At 68.9% G+C, this 16,523-nt stretch carries 15 protein-coding genes; 7 read left to right on the top strand and 8 right to left on the bottom strand.

The window, feature by feature from the left end; translation table 11 throughout:
- Positions 1 to 319 precede the first annotated feature (319 nt).
- The 3 genes from ACLARN_RS11090 to ACLARN_RS11100 all read right to left on the bottom strand — a co-directional run bounded on the left by ACLARN_RS11090 (position 320) and on the right by ACLARN_RS11100 (position 3,227).
- A complete protein-coding gene (locus ACLARN_RS11090; protein ID WP_409491246.1) occupies positions 320 to 1,522 on the bottom strand; it encodes an ROK family protein in 1,203 nt (400 codons plus the stop codon).
- Positions 1,523 to 1,644: 122 nt separating this feature from the next.
- Positions 1,645 to 2,307, bottom strand: coding sequence for a class I SAM-dependent methyltransferase (locus ACLARN_RS11095; RefSeq protein WP_409491247.1), 663 nt, complete (start codon positions 2,305 to 2,307; stop codon positions 1,645 to 1,647).
- A complete protein-coding gene (locus ACLARN_RS11100; RefSeq protein ID WP_409491248.1) occupies positions 2,304 to 3,227 on the bottom strand; it encodes an aromatase/cyclase in 924 nt (307 codons plus the stop codon). The genes ACLARN_RS11095 and ACLARN_RS11100 overlap by 4 nt, the downstream gene beginning before the upstream one ends.
- Positions 3,228 to 3,423: 196 nt before the next feature.
- On the opposite strand from ACLARN_RS11100, the gene ACLARN_RS11105 reads away from it, so the two are divergent.
- Both ACLARN_RS11105 and ACLARN_RS11110 read left to right on the top strand, forming a co-directional pair.
- Positions 3,424 to 3,867: a nuclear transport factor 2 family protein gene (locus ACLARN_RS11105; protein ID WP_409491249.1), complete on the top strand. Its 444-nt coding sequence runs from the start codon at positions 3,424 to 3,426 to the stop codon at positions 3,865 to 3,867.
- Between the two features lie 10 nt (positions 3,868 to 3,877).
- Positions 3,878 to 5,491, top strand: a complete 1,614-nt coding sequence (locus tag ACLARN_RS11110; RefSeq protein ID WP_409491250.1) for an FAD-dependent monooxygenase — start codon at positions 3,878 to 3,880, stop codon at positions 5,489 to 5,491.
- Positions 5,492 to 6,224: 733 nt separating this feature from the next.
- Here ACLARN_RS11110 and ACLARN_RS11115 read toward each other — a convergent pair.
- Positions 6,225 to 7,667: a DHA2 family efflux MFS transporter permease subunit gene (locus ACLARN_RS11115; protein WP_409491251.1), complete on the bottom strand. Its 1,443-nt coding sequence runs from the start codon at positions 7,665 to 7,667 to the stop codon at positions 6,225 to 6,227.
- Between the two features lie 101 nt (positions 7,668 to 7,768).
- On the opposite strand from ACLARN_RS11115, the gene ACLARN_RS11120 reads away from it, so the two are divergent.
- Complete coding sequence (locus ACLARN_RS11120) at positions 7,769 to 8,317, top strand: TetR/AcrR family transcriptional regulator C-terminal domain-containing protein (RefSeq protein WP_409491252.1); 549 nt, start codon at positions 7,769 to 7,771, stop codon at positions 8,315 to 8,317.
- A gap of 13 nt (positions 8,318 to 8,330) precedes the next feature.
- Here the strand turns inward: ACLARN_RS11120 and ACLARN_RS11125 are convergent, their stop codons facing one another.
- From ACLARN_RS11125 to ACLARN_RS11140, 4 genes are read right to left on the bottom strand one after another with little or no spacing between them, the layout of a single operon-like run.
- Positions 8,331 to 9,221: an aromatase/cyclase gene (locus ACLARN_RS11125; protein WP_409491253.1), complete on the bottom strand. Its 891-nt coding sequence runs from the start codon at positions 9,219 to 9,221 to the stop codon at positions 8,331 to 8,333.
- Positions 9,218 to 10,240, bottom strand: a complete 1,023-nt coding sequence (locus ACLARN_RS11130; RefSeq protein ID WP_409491254.1) for a methyltransferase — start codon at positions 10,238 to 10,240, stop codon at positions 9,218 to 9,220. Before ACLARN_RS11130 ends, ACLARN_RS11125 begins: the two co-directional genes overlap by 4 nt.
- Positions 10,241 to 10,277: 37 nt before the next feature.
- Positions 10,278 to 10,580: an antibiotic biosynthesis monooxygenase family protein gene (locus tag ACLARN_RS11135; protein ID WP_409491255.1), complete on the bottom strand. Its 303-nt coding sequence runs from the start codon at positions 10,578 to 10,580 to the stop codon at positions 10,278 to 10,280.
- 36 nt (positions 10,581 to 10,616) lie between these two features.
- Positions 10,617 to 12,179, bottom strand: coding sequence for a class I adenylate-forming enzyme family protein (locus ACLARN_RS11140; protein ID WP_409491256.1), 1,563 nt, complete (start codon positions 12,177 to 12,179; stop codon positions 10,617 to 10,619).
- A gap of 153 nt (positions 12,180 to 12,332) precedes the next feature.
- On the opposite strand from ACLARN_RS11140, the gene ACLARN_RS11145 reads away from it, so the two are divergent.
- Genes ACLARN_RS11145 through ACLARN_RS11160 form a run of 4 tightly spaced genes read left to right on the top strand, consistent with a single transcriptional unit; the run spans position 12,333 to position 16,523 of the window.
- Positions 12,333 to 13,934 (top strand): FAD-dependent oxidoreductase, encoded by a 1,602-nt coding sequence (locus tag ACLARN_RS11145; protein ID WP_409491257.1) that lies wholly within the window; start codon positions 12,333 to 12,335, stop codon positions 13,932 to 13,934.
- The gene (locus tag ACLARN_RS11150; protein WP_409491258.1) at positions 13,931 to 14,674 is read left to right on the top strand and encodes an SDR family oxidoreductase; all 744 of its coding nucleotides are present in this window, start codon (positions 13,931 to 13,933) and stop codon (positions 14,672 to 14,674) included. The genes ACLARN_RS11145 and ACLARN_RS11150 overlap by 4 nt, the downstream gene beginning before the upstream one ends.
- Before the next feature lie 35 nt (positions 14,675 to 14,709).
- Positions 14,710 to 15,483, top strand: a complete 774-nt coding sequence (locus ACLARN_RS11155) for a cyclase family protein (protein WP_409491259.1) — start codon at positions 14,710 to 14,712, stop codon at positions 15,481 to 15,483.
- Positions 15,484 to 15,512: 29 nt separating this feature from the next.
- On the top strand, positions 15,513 to 16,523 hold the full coding sequence (locus tag ACLARN_RS11160) for a methyltransferase (protein WP_409491260.1): 1,011 nt from the start codon (positions 15,513 to 15,515) through the stop codon (positions 16,521 to 16,523).

Raw genomic sequence — 16,523 nt, forward strand, 5'->3', positions numbered from 1 at the left:
TCCCCGCATCGCCCCAACCTGCCCGTTCATCAGGCGTACCGGTCCGGCGCCCGGGCGCTGACAGTGACGACCCACGGCAGGAAACCGACCCGGAGGAGTTCGTATGAGCACGACCCCGACCGAACCGCGCACCGACGGATTCCGTTTCCACGACAGGGCTCTGGTCTGGCTCACGGGCAGACGAGCGGATCTGATCGTCGCGTTCGTCCTCGTCTGTGCCGTCGATCCCGGACAGCCACCCACGCCGGGGGAATGGGGTGGCCTCGTCTGGCGCGCGATCCTGATCTACGTCTGCGGGCGGTCGGCCGTCCGCCGAGACTCAGCTACTGAGCGTGAAAGCCCGGTCCGTAGCCGACCAGGCGGCCCCGATGACCCCGGCGGTGTCCCCCAGCTCGGACAGCACGATCGGCAGGTTCCCGGTCGCGAGCGGCAGCGACCGCCGGTACACCGAGCTGCGGATCTCGGCGAGCAGCTGATGCCCGAGCTGCGCGACGCCGCCACCGATCACGACCATGCCCGGGTTCACGAAACTCACCAGCGAGGCGACCACCTGGCCGAGCCGCCGTCCGCCGTCGCGGATCAGGTTGACCGCGCCGAAGTCACCCGACGCCGCCGCGCGGCCGACGTCCTGTGCGGTGATCGCGCCGCGGTCGGCGACGACGTCGGCGAGGTACGCGGACCGGCCGCTGCGGGCCAGCGTCAGCCCGTCGCGGGCCAGCGCGGCACCGCCGAAGTACGCCTCGAGGCATCCGGTCTCACCGCAGGCGCAGGTCGGCCCGTAGTCGTCGAGGCGGATGTGCCCGATGTCGCCCGCGGTGCCCGCGACGCCGCGGTACACCTTGCCGCCCAGCACGATCCCGCAGCCGATACCGGTACCGATCTTGACGAACACCAGGTCGTCGATGGAGCGGGCGACCCCGGCGTGCCGTTCGCCGAGCGCCATCGAGTTCACGTCGTTGTCGACGGTGACCGGGCAGCGCAGCAGCCCGCCGAGGTGGTCTCGCACGGAGAACCGGTCCCAGCCGGGCATTATCGGCGGCGCGACCGCCATACCCTCGGCGAAGCTCACCGGCCCCGGCAGGCCGATCCCGGCGGCGATCAGCTTCCCCGGCACGTCTTCGCGGATCTTCTCCGCCAGTTCGGCGATGCGTTTGAGGACGGCGTGCGGCCCCTTCCGGACGTCGCAGTCCTCGACGGTGTGCACCAGCACCTCGCACGAGGCGTCGGTGAGGGCGACCCCGACCGACGTCGCGCCGACGTCGACGGAGAGCACCCGCAGGTCCCCCGCCAGCCGCACCAGCGTCGACCGCCTGCCGCCCCGGCTCGCCGACGGACCGGCGGTTTCGACGAGGCCGACCTCGGCGAGGCGCGCGACCTCGGCACCCACCCTGGCACGCGGCAGCTCCAGCCGCTCCCCCAGTTCGACGCGGGACATGGGGCCTTCGTCCCGCAGCAGGGTGAGCAACTGGGTCTGGTGCCGGGTTTCGACCATCGGATGCTCCGTGGTGGATGCCGTGCTCATTCAGCCGAGCCTACGGTGTTCCGCCCGGGGTGTCCCGAATGCCACGGCGGAGCGCACCCCGGACATTCGGAACCCTCCGCCGTGCGTGGGCGGCAACAAACCCACGCGACGGCGAAAGTGGACTAAGGCTGCTTCGCCTCGAACAGCGCCACCGAACCGCGGACGGTGATCCGATGCTCGGAGAACCGTTTCGCCAGTGCGGTTTCCAGGTGTTCCAGCGAGTCGTCGGCGTTGCTCATGTCGTTGTCCCGGTTCAGCGCCTCCAAGGCCTTGGGTGCGAGAAACCCGTGTTTCACCCCGTGGGAGAGCACCGTGCTGCCGAACACGCGTCCGCCCGGTTCGAGATGGGGCAGCACGTGGTCGAACACGACCGCCTTCTCGGTGAGATCGCCGGGCAGGCAGTGCAGCAGCAGATTCATCCCCACCGAATCGAACCGGCGCTCACCGAGGTCCAGCGGGCGCAGCACGTCGCGGCGGAAGGTGGACGGCCGGTACTTCGCCAGCCGCCGCGACGCCGTGTGCAGGACGTCCTCGTTGAGATCGACCAGGGTCACCTCCGGCCGCTCGACCGGGAACCTGGTACGACGCAGGAAATATCCGGTGCCCGGCCCGATGTCGAGATGCCGGGCCCCGACGTTGCGGGCGTACTGCGCCGCCATCGTCCCGCGCGAGCAGTGCCATACCACCGGGCAGACCACACCAAGGATCCACAGGTCGTAGACGGCGAGCATCTTGCGGCTGTAGCTCTGGACGCCGGCGAGCGCGCGCTCTTCGTGCGCGGTCACCAGCCCGCACGCTGTTCCGCGTAGGCCTTGGTGAGGCGCAGATTGGACATGCTGTTGTTGGTGAGCACACGGCGGAGGTAGTTCCGCGCGTCCCGCACGGTCGTCCCCTCGCCGAGCACGTCCAGCGCGGCCGGCTTGATCGTCGCGGTGTGCCGGGTCGTCGCGATGACCCCTTCCGGGGTTTCGACGAAGTCCCAATGTCCCGTGTGGCCGTCGAGCAGCTTCGGCAGTTTGACTTGTTTGTAGACGATCCTGCGGTGCGGCAGGCAGATCCGGACCGAACGCGTGCTGTGCCGGTGCGCGCCGTCCGGGTCGGCGGTGTCCATGTCGAAGAACTGGATGTTGGACACGGTCTCTTCGAGCTGGAGCGCGGCGACGTGCGGCATGCGCTCCGGCCATTTGTCGGCCTCGTAGAGATAGGCGTAGGCGTCTTCGATCGATCCGGCGATGAAGAGCGGGTCTTCGAAGGTGATCGTCAATCGGGAGAGTTCCTCGCGGTTCTCCGAGACGTACTGCAGGGTGTCGAGGAATCCGACGCTGCCCTGCCGGATCTTCTCGCGATGGCGTTCGGCCGCCCCGGCGTCCTCTTCGAGCAGGGTGAACTCATGCACCATCCGCACGAGGGTGCTTTTCTCGTCACGCCTCTCGAAGACCCACTCCCCGTGCACTTCGGCGAACGGCGCTGCGGCCGGTTCGTGCGCGAAGGCGATTCCGCTGTCCTTGTCCCAGCGCCGCGTCTTCCAGGTACGCACGGTCTCGGCGCCGGTCAGCGCCCACTGCTCGACCAGGCTTTCGCCGTCCTTGCGCTCCAGGTATTCGGCGTGGACCGCTGCCGGGTGGTAGTGCGACCAGCTGTCGAGATCGTCGATCAGGCCGCGGACCGTCTCGGCCCCCGCCGCGATGACACGACTCTCTTCCACCCGGTGAATTTTCCGAGTCATTGCCCGGTTCCTCTCCTCCTGTGCCTGCCAAGTCGCTGACCAGGACGATTCTCGGGATCGGGGCTGGAGCACGGGTTCACCGCCGGTGGAGGTCGCGCCGCGGATCCTCCAGTGCCGTTCCAACGGCGATCGGGATGGTGTCGGAGAACGACGACAGAGACCTCGAGGAGTGGCGATGCGGACCCGGCAGCTGACCGAAGAAACCGTCTCCGACGGTACCTATCTCGAAATCGAACGATTCTACTCGCGGCACCTGCAACTGCTCGACGCCGGCGAAGCCGAAGCGTGGGCGGAGACGTTCACCGAGGACGGCACCTTCGCCGTGCCGACGCTGCCCGAACCGACCCGCGGGCGCGCAGCGCTCGTCGCCGCGGTCCGGCGCACGAGGGCGGCACTGGCGGAGACGGGCGAAACGCACCGTCACTGGCACGGGATGATCACCGTCGACGACCGGCCGGACGGCGCGCTCGGCGTCGTCTGTTACGCGCTCGTCTTCGCCTCGCCCGGGGGCGGGCCCTCCCGGTTGCACCGGGTCTGCGTCTGCCGCGACGTCCTGGTGCGCGAGGACGGCGTATTGCGTGTCCGCGAGCGAGTCGTCACCCGCGACGACCTGGCCTGAAAGGGAGCCGATGAATCCGGAACGTGTGCCGGTGCTGATCGCCGGCGGCAGTACCGTCGGCCTGGCGGCCGCCGCTTTCCTCACCCGGCAGGGCATCCGGCCGCTGCTGGTCGAGCAGCGGGCGGCCCTGTCCGACCACCCGCGGGCCACCTCCATCGGGCCGCGCGCCTGGGAGGCGCTGCTCAGTACCGGGCGAAGCGCGGAGTTCCTCGCGGTCGCGGAGCGCCGCAGTGAGAGCAAACCGCCGATCAAGGCCAGGAGCATCGCCGAATTCGACCCGTCGGCCGCCGGTCCGCCGTCCGACGTGTCGAAGTCCTTTGTGGACCTGATCCGGGAACACACCCCGGCCTACGACCTCGGCGGCTGCGGGCAGCACCAGCTGGACCCCATCCTGGTGCGCGCGGTCGAGTCCGGTGGCGGCGAAGTGCGCCGCTCGGCCGAGCTGCTTTCGTTCGAGCGCGAGAAGGACCGTGTCGTTGCCACCGTTCGCGAAGGCGGCCGGACGTCCACGATCGAGGCGGACTACCTCATCGGCGCCGACGGTGCCGAAAGCCGGACACGGGAACTCGCCGGGATCCCCCGCGACGGCCAGGGAATCGTGGGCGGGTACCACATCAACGTGCTGTTCCGCGCCGACCTCGGCGAGCTGATCGCGAGCAAGGGATTCTTCTCCCCCAGTATCATCACCCATCCCGACGCGGCCGGGATGCTGATCGCACTGTCCGAACAGGACCGCTGGTGCTACCACATCATGGTCCCGGGAGACCGCGACGCGACGCCGGAGGACTACACCGCGGAACGCTGCCGCGAGGTGATCCGAGCAGGCCTCGGTAAACCGGACCAGGAACTGGAGATCCTGAGCACCTCGCCATGGCGGCCCACCGCGTGGCTCGCCGACCGGTTCCGGGAGGGCCGGGTCTTCCTCGCCGGGGACGCCGCCCGCACCCTGCCGCCGGTCGGCGTCTTCGGCCTGACCACCGGGATCTGCGACGCCTACAACCTCGCGTGGAAACTCGCCATGGTGCTGCGGGGCGAGGCGGGCGAAGGGCTGCTCGACTCCTACGACGCCGAGCGGCGGCTACGTTCGGTGTTCCTCACCGAACAGGTGCTCCTGCGGATGCGGCATCCCGATCTCCACTGGGGCAAGGGAACCGCGGAAGACCGCGCGGCGGTGGGGATCGCCGAGCACGCCATCGCGCACCTCTGCGACGTCTACCGGTCCGAGGCGATCGTCGGCCCCCGCACCGAACCGCTCTCCGGAACCGACGCCGGCGCCAACCTCGACGGTTCGCCGGGGACCAGGGTGCCGCATGTCGAGGTGGACCACGAGGGTACACGAATGTCCACTGTGGACATCGCGCGCGAACGGTTCACCCTGCTGGCGGGCCGGGACGGGACGGCGTGGACGGAGGCCGCCCGGACGGCGTCGAAGGCGACCGGCGTCCCGGTCACCGCGTTCGCCCTCGACACGGGCGGGGCCTGGGAGCGCAAGGCGGGCATCGGTCCGTCGGGGGCGCTGCTGGTCCGGCCCGACGGTCAGGTCGCCTGGCGCGCGACCGGTACCGCCGAGTCACCCGAAGCCGTCCTCGAAGCCGCGGTCCGGCAGGTCGTCGCACTGCCCTGACCCCGGAGGCGGGGAACGCCCTGGGCCCTCCGGCTGCGGCGGTGCCGGATGTCGTGAAGGCCTCCTTGAGGGACCCAGGGTCCCTCAAGGAGGCCTTCATTTACTTACCTACCATTGAGGGGGTAAGGAAAAGGTGGCAGGTTGCGAAAGCCACTTTCGCAACCTCCGCGGAGACCGGGAGCGCGAGTGGCCGGCCCAGACGGTAGTGAAGGCCTCCTCCTTCCCTACCTTCAAAGTCAATGTCAGGAACTTAGGTTGATGGCGCGGGCGTGTTTTTGACGTGTTTACCCTGGTCGGACCGGGCAGCTGCAGGACCCGGACGGGTCGCCGACGGGGAGTGAACATGCTCTCGCGTCGGCCCGGTTGTCTCTAGTACAGGAAGGCCCCCTTCCTTGCGCCAGGCGCAAGGAAGGGGGCCTTCCCGTACTAGAGAACTCGGACAAACAACAGCTAATCAGACAATTTAACCCACCTGGAGTCCTTTATGGACAGTCGGAGAACCTCGGGCGCCGCCCCTTAAGTTCCTGGCATTGACCTTCAAAGTAGGGAAGGAGGCCTTCACTACGCCGCCGACATGCCTTCGGTGAGACACAAGGCCTGGGCGGGTGTCGCGAAAGCCACTTTCGCGACGTGTGATGTCCCGAAAGTGGCTTTCGCGACACGGTCGCGGGCGGCCGCAGGCTGACCGCCCACGGCACGCGACACCTTTGCCTTATCCCTCGATAAATGCAGGTCAGGCGGCGGTGGATTCCCGTCGTCGCCGGGCTTCGGCCCGGACGAGGATCACCGACGGGATCAGCACGATCGCGGTGACACCGACGATCCACCAATGGGTGTAGGCGATGGCCGACGCCGCTCCGGCGGCCGTCCCGGGGGAGGTGTTGGCCAGCTGGAAGGCGACGATCACGGTGAGGATCGAGGTCCCGAAGGAACCACCGATCCGCTGGAGCATGTTGAAGATGGGCATGGCGTGCGAAATCTGTTCCTTCGGCACCATCACCAGCCCGGTGGCCAACGCGGGCGTCGTGGTCAGGCCGATCCCGATCCCGCGGACGATCTGCACCGCCGAGAGCCACCAGTAACTGTCGGTTTCGGTGATCATCGCCAGTGGCACCGTGCCGATGATGGTGATGATCAGCCCGGCGAAGATCACGCGGGCGCCGCCGATCTTGTCGGTCAGCTTGCCCGCCAGCGGCAACGCCGCCACCGTGCCCAGCGCCAGCGGCGCGGTGAGCAGGCCGGTGTCGACGAGGCTTTCGTGCCGGACGTCCAGGTAGTACAGCGGCAGCACGATCATCGCGCCGAACAACGCGATGCCCATGCAGAAGATGACCACGGCGGCCGAGGAGAACGCGCCGTCGCGGAACAGCCGCAGGTTGAGCAGCGGATGTCTCGACCGCAGCGCGTTGAGGACGAACGCCGTGAGCAGGATCGCGCCGGCGATGGTCGGGATCAGCTGCATCGCCCCGGCGTGGCCGCCGGACTCGCCGAACTCCGCGACGCCGTACACCAGCAGCGGAAGGCCGACCATCGCCAGCAGCAGCCCCGGCCAGTCCAGCGGCTGGTCGCCGGTCGGGGTCTGCCTCGGCAGCCACTTCCAGCCCAGCAGCAGGCTGATCACCGAGATCGGCACGTTCACCAAGAACAGCCAGGGCCAGCCGAGCCCTTCGGTGAGCATGCTGCCGAACAGGGTGCCGAGCACCGGGGCCAGGTAGATCGGGATGCTGAGCACGCTCATCATCCGGCCGAGCCGCTTCGGGCCGGCGGCCACCGCGAACAGGATCTGCCCGGCCGGGACCAGCAGACCGCCCGTGACGCCCTGCAGCACCCGGAAGACGATCAGCATCTCGATCGACGTCGCCATCGCACTGAGCGCCGAGAACACCGCGAACAGGCCGACGCACACCAGCCAAAGTTTGGTGGCGCCGTAGCGCCTGCTCGCCCAGCCGCTCACCGGCACCATCGCGGCGAGCGCGATCAGATAACCGGTCGCGATCCACTGGACCGTACTGAGCGGGGCGTTCAGCTTTTCGCTGACCGTGCCCAGCGCCACGTTGACCACGGTCGACGTGAACATGGACATGACCCCGCCCAGGGTCAAGATCGAAGCCATCCCCCAGAGCGCCGGCGTGATGCGCTCGTCGTCGGGGGCCTCGACCGGGTCCGTCTTCGTCATGGGAATCCAAACCTTAGCACCACTAAGAACTTAACGATGCTAATATTGGGCTGACCGGCTTCGGGTTGTCAAGCCGGACACCAACCGGCAAAGGTGTGCCCATGGTCGTTAGACGGGATGGCTACGTGCGAGCCGCGCTCGAACTCCTCGACGAGGTCGGGCTCGACGGATTGAGCCTGCGCAAGCTCGGGGAGAAGCTCGGCGTGCAGGGCCCGGCGCTGTACACGCACTTCAAGAGCAAGCAGGCCTTGCTCGACCAGATGGCCGAGACCATGTTGGACGAACGGCTCGCCCCGCTGGACGACCCTGCCGCGATGACCGACTGGGCGGGCTGGCTCACCGAACGCGCCCGCACCATCCGACGGACCCTGCTGTCCTACCGGGACGGCGCGCGCCTGCACGCCGGCTCCCGGCCCACCGAGCAATCGTCGATGCTCCCGCTGATCAAACCGTTGCTGGAGGCCGGTTTCCCGGAGCAGGACGCCGTGCACGCGATACTGGCGATCAGCCGGTACACCCTCGGCTGCGCGATCGACGAGCAGCAGCACCTCGACGACGAAGACGGGGTCGAGCACCACGAAGACCCGGCTGCCTCCTTCGAGTTCGGCCTGCGCCTGCTGATCTCCGGTCTCCGGTCCTCGACCCCGTGACGCGGGAGTCCGATCAGGACTCCGCGAACTTCTTCACCTCGGTCAGCAACCCGACACTCTCCCCGGTCAGGTCCCGGCGCACCCGGCGCCGGACCTGCTCGACCGGCTCGTCCGACGGTTCGACGATCGCCAGCTGCGCGGCCACCACCACGGTCCCCTCGGGAGTCGGGACGCATTGCCACCGCCCGGTGCTCAGCTCGATCCCGGCCACCGGGGCGAGCTGCTTCCAGACGATCTTCCGCTGCTCCGCGAGGGACAGCCGCGCCGAACGCGACTCACCAGCCGTCCACTCCAGTTCGAGAAACCGCACGTCCGACTCGGAGCGGACGACGTCGGAACGCCGGACACCGGGAAGGCGCCCCGCCCAGGCCCCGGCCTCCTCCAGGAGCCCGAAGACCGTGGCGGCATCCGCCGAGACGAACAGTGTGTCCACAAAGGACAAAGTGCGTCGCTCGACGTCCACCTGGTTCTCGGCGCATTCGCCCAGCCTCGCCAGCTGGACCTCGCCGCGGCCGGCGAACATCGCCGCGACCTTCGCCTTCGGCACTCCTTCCCCGACTTCGAACTCGTGGTCGGACTCGACCCTGGTCCCCCCGCCGGGCAGCTCCGCGCAGGTCCACGATCCGCGCAGCCGCGTCACCTCACCGACGGCGCCTTGCTGGGTGAAGTCCATCCGCAGCGCGGCCGGGTCGAGACGGCGGTTCGAAACCCACGTCCGGATCGTCTCGTCCGCGGTGACACCCCAGTAGCGGACGACGTCCTCGGTACTGTTCCCGGCGAGCCGTTCGGTGTGCAGGATCCACGGGAACAACCAGGGCCAGGTGCCCAGATCGGTCAGCAGGTCGTAGACGACCTTGGCCGGCGCGCCGATCTCCGCCCGCACCAGCGCGTGCTCGCCGCTCACGAGGACACCGTCGCCACGACCATGTGCAGGTACGCGTTGACCGGACGGACCTCCTCGACCCGCAGCCCGGCCATCGAGACGAGTTTGACCAGCCCGTCCTGGGTGTGCTTCTTGCCGCCGACGTTCAGCAGCAGCAACAGATCCATCGCGGTGGTGAACCGTGATTCGGGGCTGCCGTCGATGAGGTTCTCGACGATCACGATGCGTGCGCCGGGTTTCGCCGCGACGGCGAGGTTCCGCAGGGTGTCGACGGTGCTGTCGTCGTCCCATTCCAAGACGTTCTTGAGCAGGTAGAGATCCGCGGGCACGCCGACCTTGCGGCGGCAGTCGCCCTTGACCAGTTCAGCACGGGAAGCGAGCGCACCCCCTTCGGCCAGTCGCGGATCCGGGTTCGCCACCACCTCCGGCAGGTCGAACAGCACCCCTCGGACTTCGGGATTGGCCTCCAACAGGGTCGCGAGCACCTGCCCCTGTCCGCCCGCGATGTCGACGACGGTCCCGACGCCGGACAGGTCCAGCGTGTCGGCGAGCCGGCGGGCGGACAACCTGCTCGCCTGCGTCATCGCCTTGTCGAACACCGCTGCGGATTCCGGGGCGTCTGCGTGGAGGTAGTCGAAGAAGTCCTTGCCGTGCAACGACTGGAAGACATTCTCGCCGGAGAGGATCGACTCGTCGAGCCTCGCCCACAGCTCCCAGGTCCACGGCTCGGTCGCCCACAGGGTCATGTACCGCAGGCTGTTCGGGTGGTCGTCACGGAGCAAGCGAGAGACGTCGGTGTGGGCGAACACCCCGTCCCCGCGGTCGTCGAAGATGCCGTGGCAGGCCAAGGCCCGCAGGAGCCGGTTGAGCGCCTCCGGGTCGGCCTTCACAGCCTTGGCGAGATCGTCGACCGGGGCGGGCTCGTCGCCGAGCGCGTCGGCGACGCCGATCTTGGCGGCGGCGCGGATCGACGCCGCCCAAGCGGCGCTGAGGGCCATCTCCCGCAGTTGCCGCACTGCGGGGGGAACTGAGCTGGTCATGGGAGGACCGCCTTTCGCGGTGTGGACGGAAACGGGGTCAGCGGACACCGGCGGCGCTGTTCTCGCGGACGACGGTGAACGGGGCGGGTTCGGCGGTCGCGTGCGCCATGATCCGCTTGACACCGGCGAGGAAGTCGTCGCCGGAGATCGCCTTCTTGTGCTGCTCGGCGCTTTCCCATTCGGCCGTCTCGACGTAGACCTGCGGGTCGCGGGCCGAACGGTACAGCCGGTGCTTGCGGAACCCCGGCTGCGCGGACATGTACTTGTTGATGTCGCCGAGGATCCGCTGGAACTCGGCGTGGTCGCCGGTGACGGTGAAGCGGTTGATGAAGTGGAACATCGCTCTCCTTCTCTCGGGTTTCTCGGTGTTTCGGGGTCAATAGGCGAGGAACCGGTCGCGCAGCGCGCGACGGGGCACCTTCCCCGTCGGTGAACGCGGGATCTCCGGCACCGGCCAGAGCACGTGCAGCCGTTCGTATTCGGCGACCCGGTCGTTGACGAACCTCAGGAGTTCATCGGGTTCGACGGCTTCGGCGAGGACCGCGATACCGCAGGCGACCGCGCCGTGCACCTCGTCTGGCCGGTCGAAGACCACGCAATCGACGACGGCGGGATGACTGCCGAGCACACGTTCGATCTCGGTCGGCGCGACCAGCCAGTTGTCGCATTTGAAGACGTCCTTGATCCGATCCACCACGAACAGGTGGCCGTCTTCGTCGAAGCGGCCGACGTCGCCGGTCGCGAACCAGTCCCCCGGCGCGACGTCGTGGTCGTCGAGGTAGCCCTTCATCACCTGCGGTCCGCGGACCTGGATCTCGCCTTTCTCCCCCGGGTCCAGCACTTCTCCGGTGCCGACATGCACGATCCGGCATTCGGTGCCCGGTACGAGTACCCCGGACGACCCGGGTTTCGGCCGGTCCGGCGCGCCGAGGGAGACCGACGGTGACGTCTCGGCGAGGCCGTAACCCTGCAGCGTGAGTACGCCGAAATGTGCCGAAAGCGTGGCCGCGGCTGCGGGTGGGAGTGCCGAGCCGCCGCACAGGATCGCTTGCAGTGTCGGCACTTCCAGTCCGGGGAGCCGGGGGTCGGCGGCGAGCCGGGAAAGCCGGACAGGCAGGCTGTAGAAATGCGTCGCCCCGGTTTCGGCGGCGAACCGCACCGCATCGGCCAGGTCCTGCCCAGGGAAGAGGACGTGGGTCGCCCTCGCGGCGACGCCGATCGTCAGATGCATGGGGTGGAACGTCGGCAGGAAGTTGAACAGCACCGAGGTGCCGGAAAGCCGGTTCCCGTACGCGGTCTGGGCCGCGTTCACGATCAGGTTCCGATGGGTCAGCCGGACGGTCTTGGGCGGGCCCGTGGTACCGCTGGTGAACTGCAGCGCGGCCACCTCACCCGCCGTCACGGGACGCGGCCGGAAGCCCACCGACACCAATTCGTCCATTGTGGATAGACCGGCGCCTTCCGTGTCCAGTTCGCCGTCTCGGTGGGTCAGCACGAACCGCCGCACCGCGGGGGAACCCGCCAGCCGCCGGTAGACACGGGGAGTCACGACGGCGGTGCCCGCGCCGGACCGGCCGAGTGACCGTGCCAGCCGGTCGTCCGGCAGGAACGGGTTCGCGATCGCGCTCACGGCGCCTGCCCTGGCGATACCGAAATAGGCGACGGCGAAAGCGAAATCCAGTCCGACGGCCAAGGCGACGGTTTCCCCCTGCCCGGCACCCAGTTCCCGCAGCGCGGCGGCGAACGCGGTCACCCGGCGGTCGAGTTCCCGGTAGGTGATGGCGGCGCCGGGCGTGCGTAACGCGACTTGATCGGGGACGGATTCCGCCGCCGCCGCGAGCAGATCGTCGATCCGCGATCCGGCGGTGAACGAGCCGAGCTCGTCCAGTGCCGGGCCCGAAACGATCCCGTCGCCCGTCTTCTCCGCACTCGCCGTCATGGCCGCCCTTCCGCCGTTTCCGTTCGCGGATTCCAGGTTCACAGCACCGGCTGGAAAACGGGTCGAGCACCTCGGACGCCTTGCTCCACCGCCGTTGTGCCCGGATTAGAGCAGCGGCGGTGAGGCTGACGTCATGCCGATTGGAGGAACGTGATGGACGCGCTCGATGTGCTCGTCGTCGGAGCGGGGCCGGTGGGACTGACCGTCGCGCACGAACTACGCCGCCGCGGGGCGGGTGTCCGGGTGGTGGACCGGGCGGACGGCCCTGCGCCCACCAGCCGCGCCACCGCGACGCACGCCCGGACCCTCGAGGTCTACCACCAGATGGGCGTGCTCGACGAACTGCTGGCGCGCGGACAGCGGGTCGGGCATTTCTCGATGCACCGCGGCGGGCGGATGCTGGCGCGGCTCGGGACCGACTATTCGGAACTGCCGACCAGGTTCCCGTTCACCCTCCAGATAGACCAGGTCTTCACCGAAGAGGTGCTTCGCAAGAAACTGAGCGAACTCGGGGTCGACGTCGAATGGTCGTGCGAGGTGACCGGGCTCGTCCAGGACAAGCGAGGTGCCACCGCGAAGCTCACCCGGGACGGCGGTACCGAGGAGCTCACCGTTCCGTGGCTCGTCGGCGCCGACGGCGCGCACAGCTTCGTCCGCCGGAGTCTCGGGCTGAAACTGCTCGGCGACTCCATCGAGACCTGGCTGGTCGCCGACGCGATGATCGATCTCGACCTGCCGAGGGACAGCCTGCACTGGCTGCACACCGGGAACGGCACCGTCCTGCTGGTCCCGTTCGCCACACCGGGGAAGTGGCGGCTGCTGGACACCGTCGACGTCGAAGACGCCGACGACTACGCGGCCGTCGGCGCTCGTTTCGCCGAGAAGCTGAAGCGCGCGCTGGGGAAACCGGTGGAGGTCTCGACACCGACGTGGGTATCGGCGTTCACCATCCAGCAGCGGATGATCCCGAGTATGCGGTCCGGCCGCTGTTTCGTCGCCGGCGACGCGGCACACGTGCACAGCCCGGCGTCCGGGCAGGGAATGAACACCGGCATCCAGGACGCGCACAATCTCGGCTGGAAGCTGGCGCAGGTCGTCCGCGGCGAAGCCGATGAGTCGCTTTTGGACAGTTACGGCGAGGAACGCGTCCCGGTGGGCGAAGTCCTGCTGGGCTCGACCAAGACCGCGACCGCCCTCATCGCGTTGCGCAACTTCGCCGCACCCGTGATGCTCCCGCTGGGACTCGGCATCCTGAAACGGGTCACGCCGTTGCGGCGCAAGATCGAACGCAAGATCCTGCGCGGGATGTCCGGGCTGGCCCTGAACTACCGGGAAAGCCCGCTGAGCCAGGGAATCGAAGAAGCAGACGTACTGCAGGCGGGCGACCGGGTCGGCTGCTCGGCGGAGACCGAACAGGCCTCGCCGGGCTGGCGTGCGTTGTGCGCCGAACTCGCCGACCCCCGCTGGCTCCTGCTGACGTTCCCGGGTGACGAAGCCGGGTTCGGGCGGACACTGACCGAGATCTCCGACGAGTACCGGAGCGTGGTCTCCGTGCGCACGGTGTCCACAATGGACTCTTTCCCGAATCGGCTCGCGGATCCGGGGAACCTCCTGCGCTCCGGGCTGGACGCCGAGGAGGGCGACTTCCTGTTGGTCAGGCCGGACGGCTACCTCGCCGCACGCGGGAAACTCGACGGCACGGACCTGACCTCGGTGCTGGGCCGGGTCCACCTGCGGCCGAAGGCGGACCGATGAGCCCGCGCGGGAAACTCGCCGTCGTCACCGGCGGGAACCGAGGGCTCGGCCTTGCCATCACCCGGAAGCTCGCGTCCGAAGGCTGCGACGTCGTCATCGCCCACGCCCGGGACGAGAGCGGAGCGGCGTCCGTCGTCCGCGAACTGTCCGACCTGCCGGGGAAAGTGACTTCGGTCCGCGCGGACGTCGGCGTCGCCGCCGAGGTCGACGACCTGCTGGACGGGATCCGCGAGCGGCACGGAGGTCTCGACATCTTCGTGCACAACGCCGCGACCTATCACCCGATGACGGCTTCCACACCGGACGCGGACGCCTGCGCGGCGGATATGCGGGTCGCCCTCGGGCCGTTCCTGCACGGCATCAAGAAACTCACCGACCTGTTCCCCGAGAGCGCCGGGCGGATCGTCGTCGTGTCCAGTCTCGGCGCGCGGGCGGTGATCCCCGGCTACGTCGGTCTCGGCATGGCTAAGGCCGCGCTCGAGAACCTGGTCCGCTATCTCGCCGTCGACCTCGCGGTCCGCGGCGTCACGGTGAACGCCGTCGCCGGCGGGAAACTCGACGAACGGGAGGAACAGGGCGACGACCCGATCTCCGCGATGGTCGCCACCCGGACCCCGACCGGACGGCTGGCCCGCCGCGAGGAACTGGCGGACGCCGTCTTCCTGCTGTGCCAGGACGAAGCCGCCGCGCTGCGCGGGCAGGTGCTCACCGTGGACGGCGGGCTCTCCCTGCTCGCCTGAACAGCCATCCCAGCGGAACCGAGACGAGGAGACGTATGCGGATCATCGATCTGTCCACCCCGGTCGACGCCGGGCAGTGGGAACCCGATCCAGTCGAACACCGGATCCTCTCGCCCGAGGAAGGCGGGCGGCATATGGCGGAGGCGATGGCGGCGAAGTTCGGCATCGAGTTCGACCCGGCCGACCTGCCGGACGGCGAGCTGCTGTCACTGGACACCCTCACCCTGACCACGCACACCGGCACCCACGTGGACGCGCCGTCGCACTACGGCTCGAAGGCCGCTTACGGCAGGCCCCGCCACATCGACGAACTCCCGCTCGACTGGTTCGTCGGCGCGGGGGTGCTGCTGGACCTGAGCGAGGAACCCGTCGGCACGGTCGGCGTCCAGCGCCTCGAAGCCGCCTTCGAGTCGATAGGGCACCGCCCACGGCCCGGCGAGATCGTCCTGCTGCGGTTCGGCGCCGACGAGTTCGCCGGAACCCCCAAGTACTTCACCGATTTCACCGGCCTCGACGGTCCGGCGACCGAGCTCCTGCTCGATCTCGGGGTGCGGGTAATCGGCACCGACGCGTTCAGCCTGGACGCGCCGTTCGGCCACATGATCGGCGAATACCGGCGCACCCGCGACAAGAACGTGCTGTGGCCCGCGCATTTCGCCGGACGACGCCGGGAGTACTGCCAGATCGAGCGGCTGGCCAATCTGGCGGCCCTGCCCGCCGCGACCGGCTTCACCGTGCTGTGCCTGCCGGTGAAGATCGCCGGCGCCGGGGCGGGCTGGGCGCGCGCCGCCGCCCTCATCGAGTCCTGAACCTCCCTCCACGCCAGAGAAAGGCGACCATGATCACCAAGCAGACGCTGCACGAGATCTCGCGCGGCTACCTGAAGACGGCCATGCTGCGCACCTCGATCGACCTGCGGTTGTTCGACACGATGGCGGACGGCCCCGCCGGATCGGCCGCGATCGCCACCACCCTCGGCGTCGACACGCGGGCACTGCGGATCCTGCTCGACGGGCTGGTCGCGATCGGGCTGCTGGCCAAGTCGGGCACCGGCTACCGGCTCGCCCCGGGCGGCGAGGACTACCTGCCGACGTCGAGCCCGCAGTACTTCGGCGGGGCCGTGCGGCTCGGCGCGAGCGACTGGGAATGGGACGCGCAGAAACGGCTGACCGACTCGGTGCGCAAGGGCGGCACCGTACTCGACGAGCACTACCTCACCCCGGACCTGGACTACTGGGAGGACTTCGCCGAGCACACCACCTGGTTCAACAACGGCGCCGCGGAACTGCTCGCCGACCAGCTGGTGCCCTGGGCGAAGGACCGTGAGACCGTCGACGTGCTCGACGTCGCGTGCAGCCACGGGTCGTACGGTTTCTCGTTCGCCCGCCGTGAACCGCGGGCCCGGATCTGGGGCCTGGACTGGCCCAACGTCCTGCCGCACACCCGGCGCAACGCGGAACGGTTCGGCCTGGCCGACCGGCTCGAAGAGATCCCCGGCGACATGTTCTCGGTGCCGCTCGGCGGGCCGTACGACCTCGTCCTGCTCACCAACGTGCTGCACCACTTCGCCGAGGAGACCGCGACGAGGCTGTTGGAACGGCTTTCCGCGGTGGTGAAGCCGGGCGGGCGGATCGCGGTGGTCGGCCACACCTTCCCCGAGGGCGCGGACCCGGCGCGGTCACCGATGCCGTTCCTGTTCTCGGTCAGCATGCTCGTGCAGACCCACGACGGGGAGACGCATTCGATCGAGACCTACGAGCGGATGCTCACGGCGAGCGGGTTCACCGGCACGCGGATGTACACCGGTCCCAAGGCGCAGCACACGGTGTTCGTCGCCGAGAAGGCCTGA

The organism is Amycolatopsis sp. cmx-11-12 (assembly GCF_046269425.1).
In the GTDB taxonomy this organism is placed as follows: domain Bacteria; phylum Actinomycetota; class Actinomycetes; order Mycobacteriales; family Pseudonocardiaceae; genus Amycolatopsis.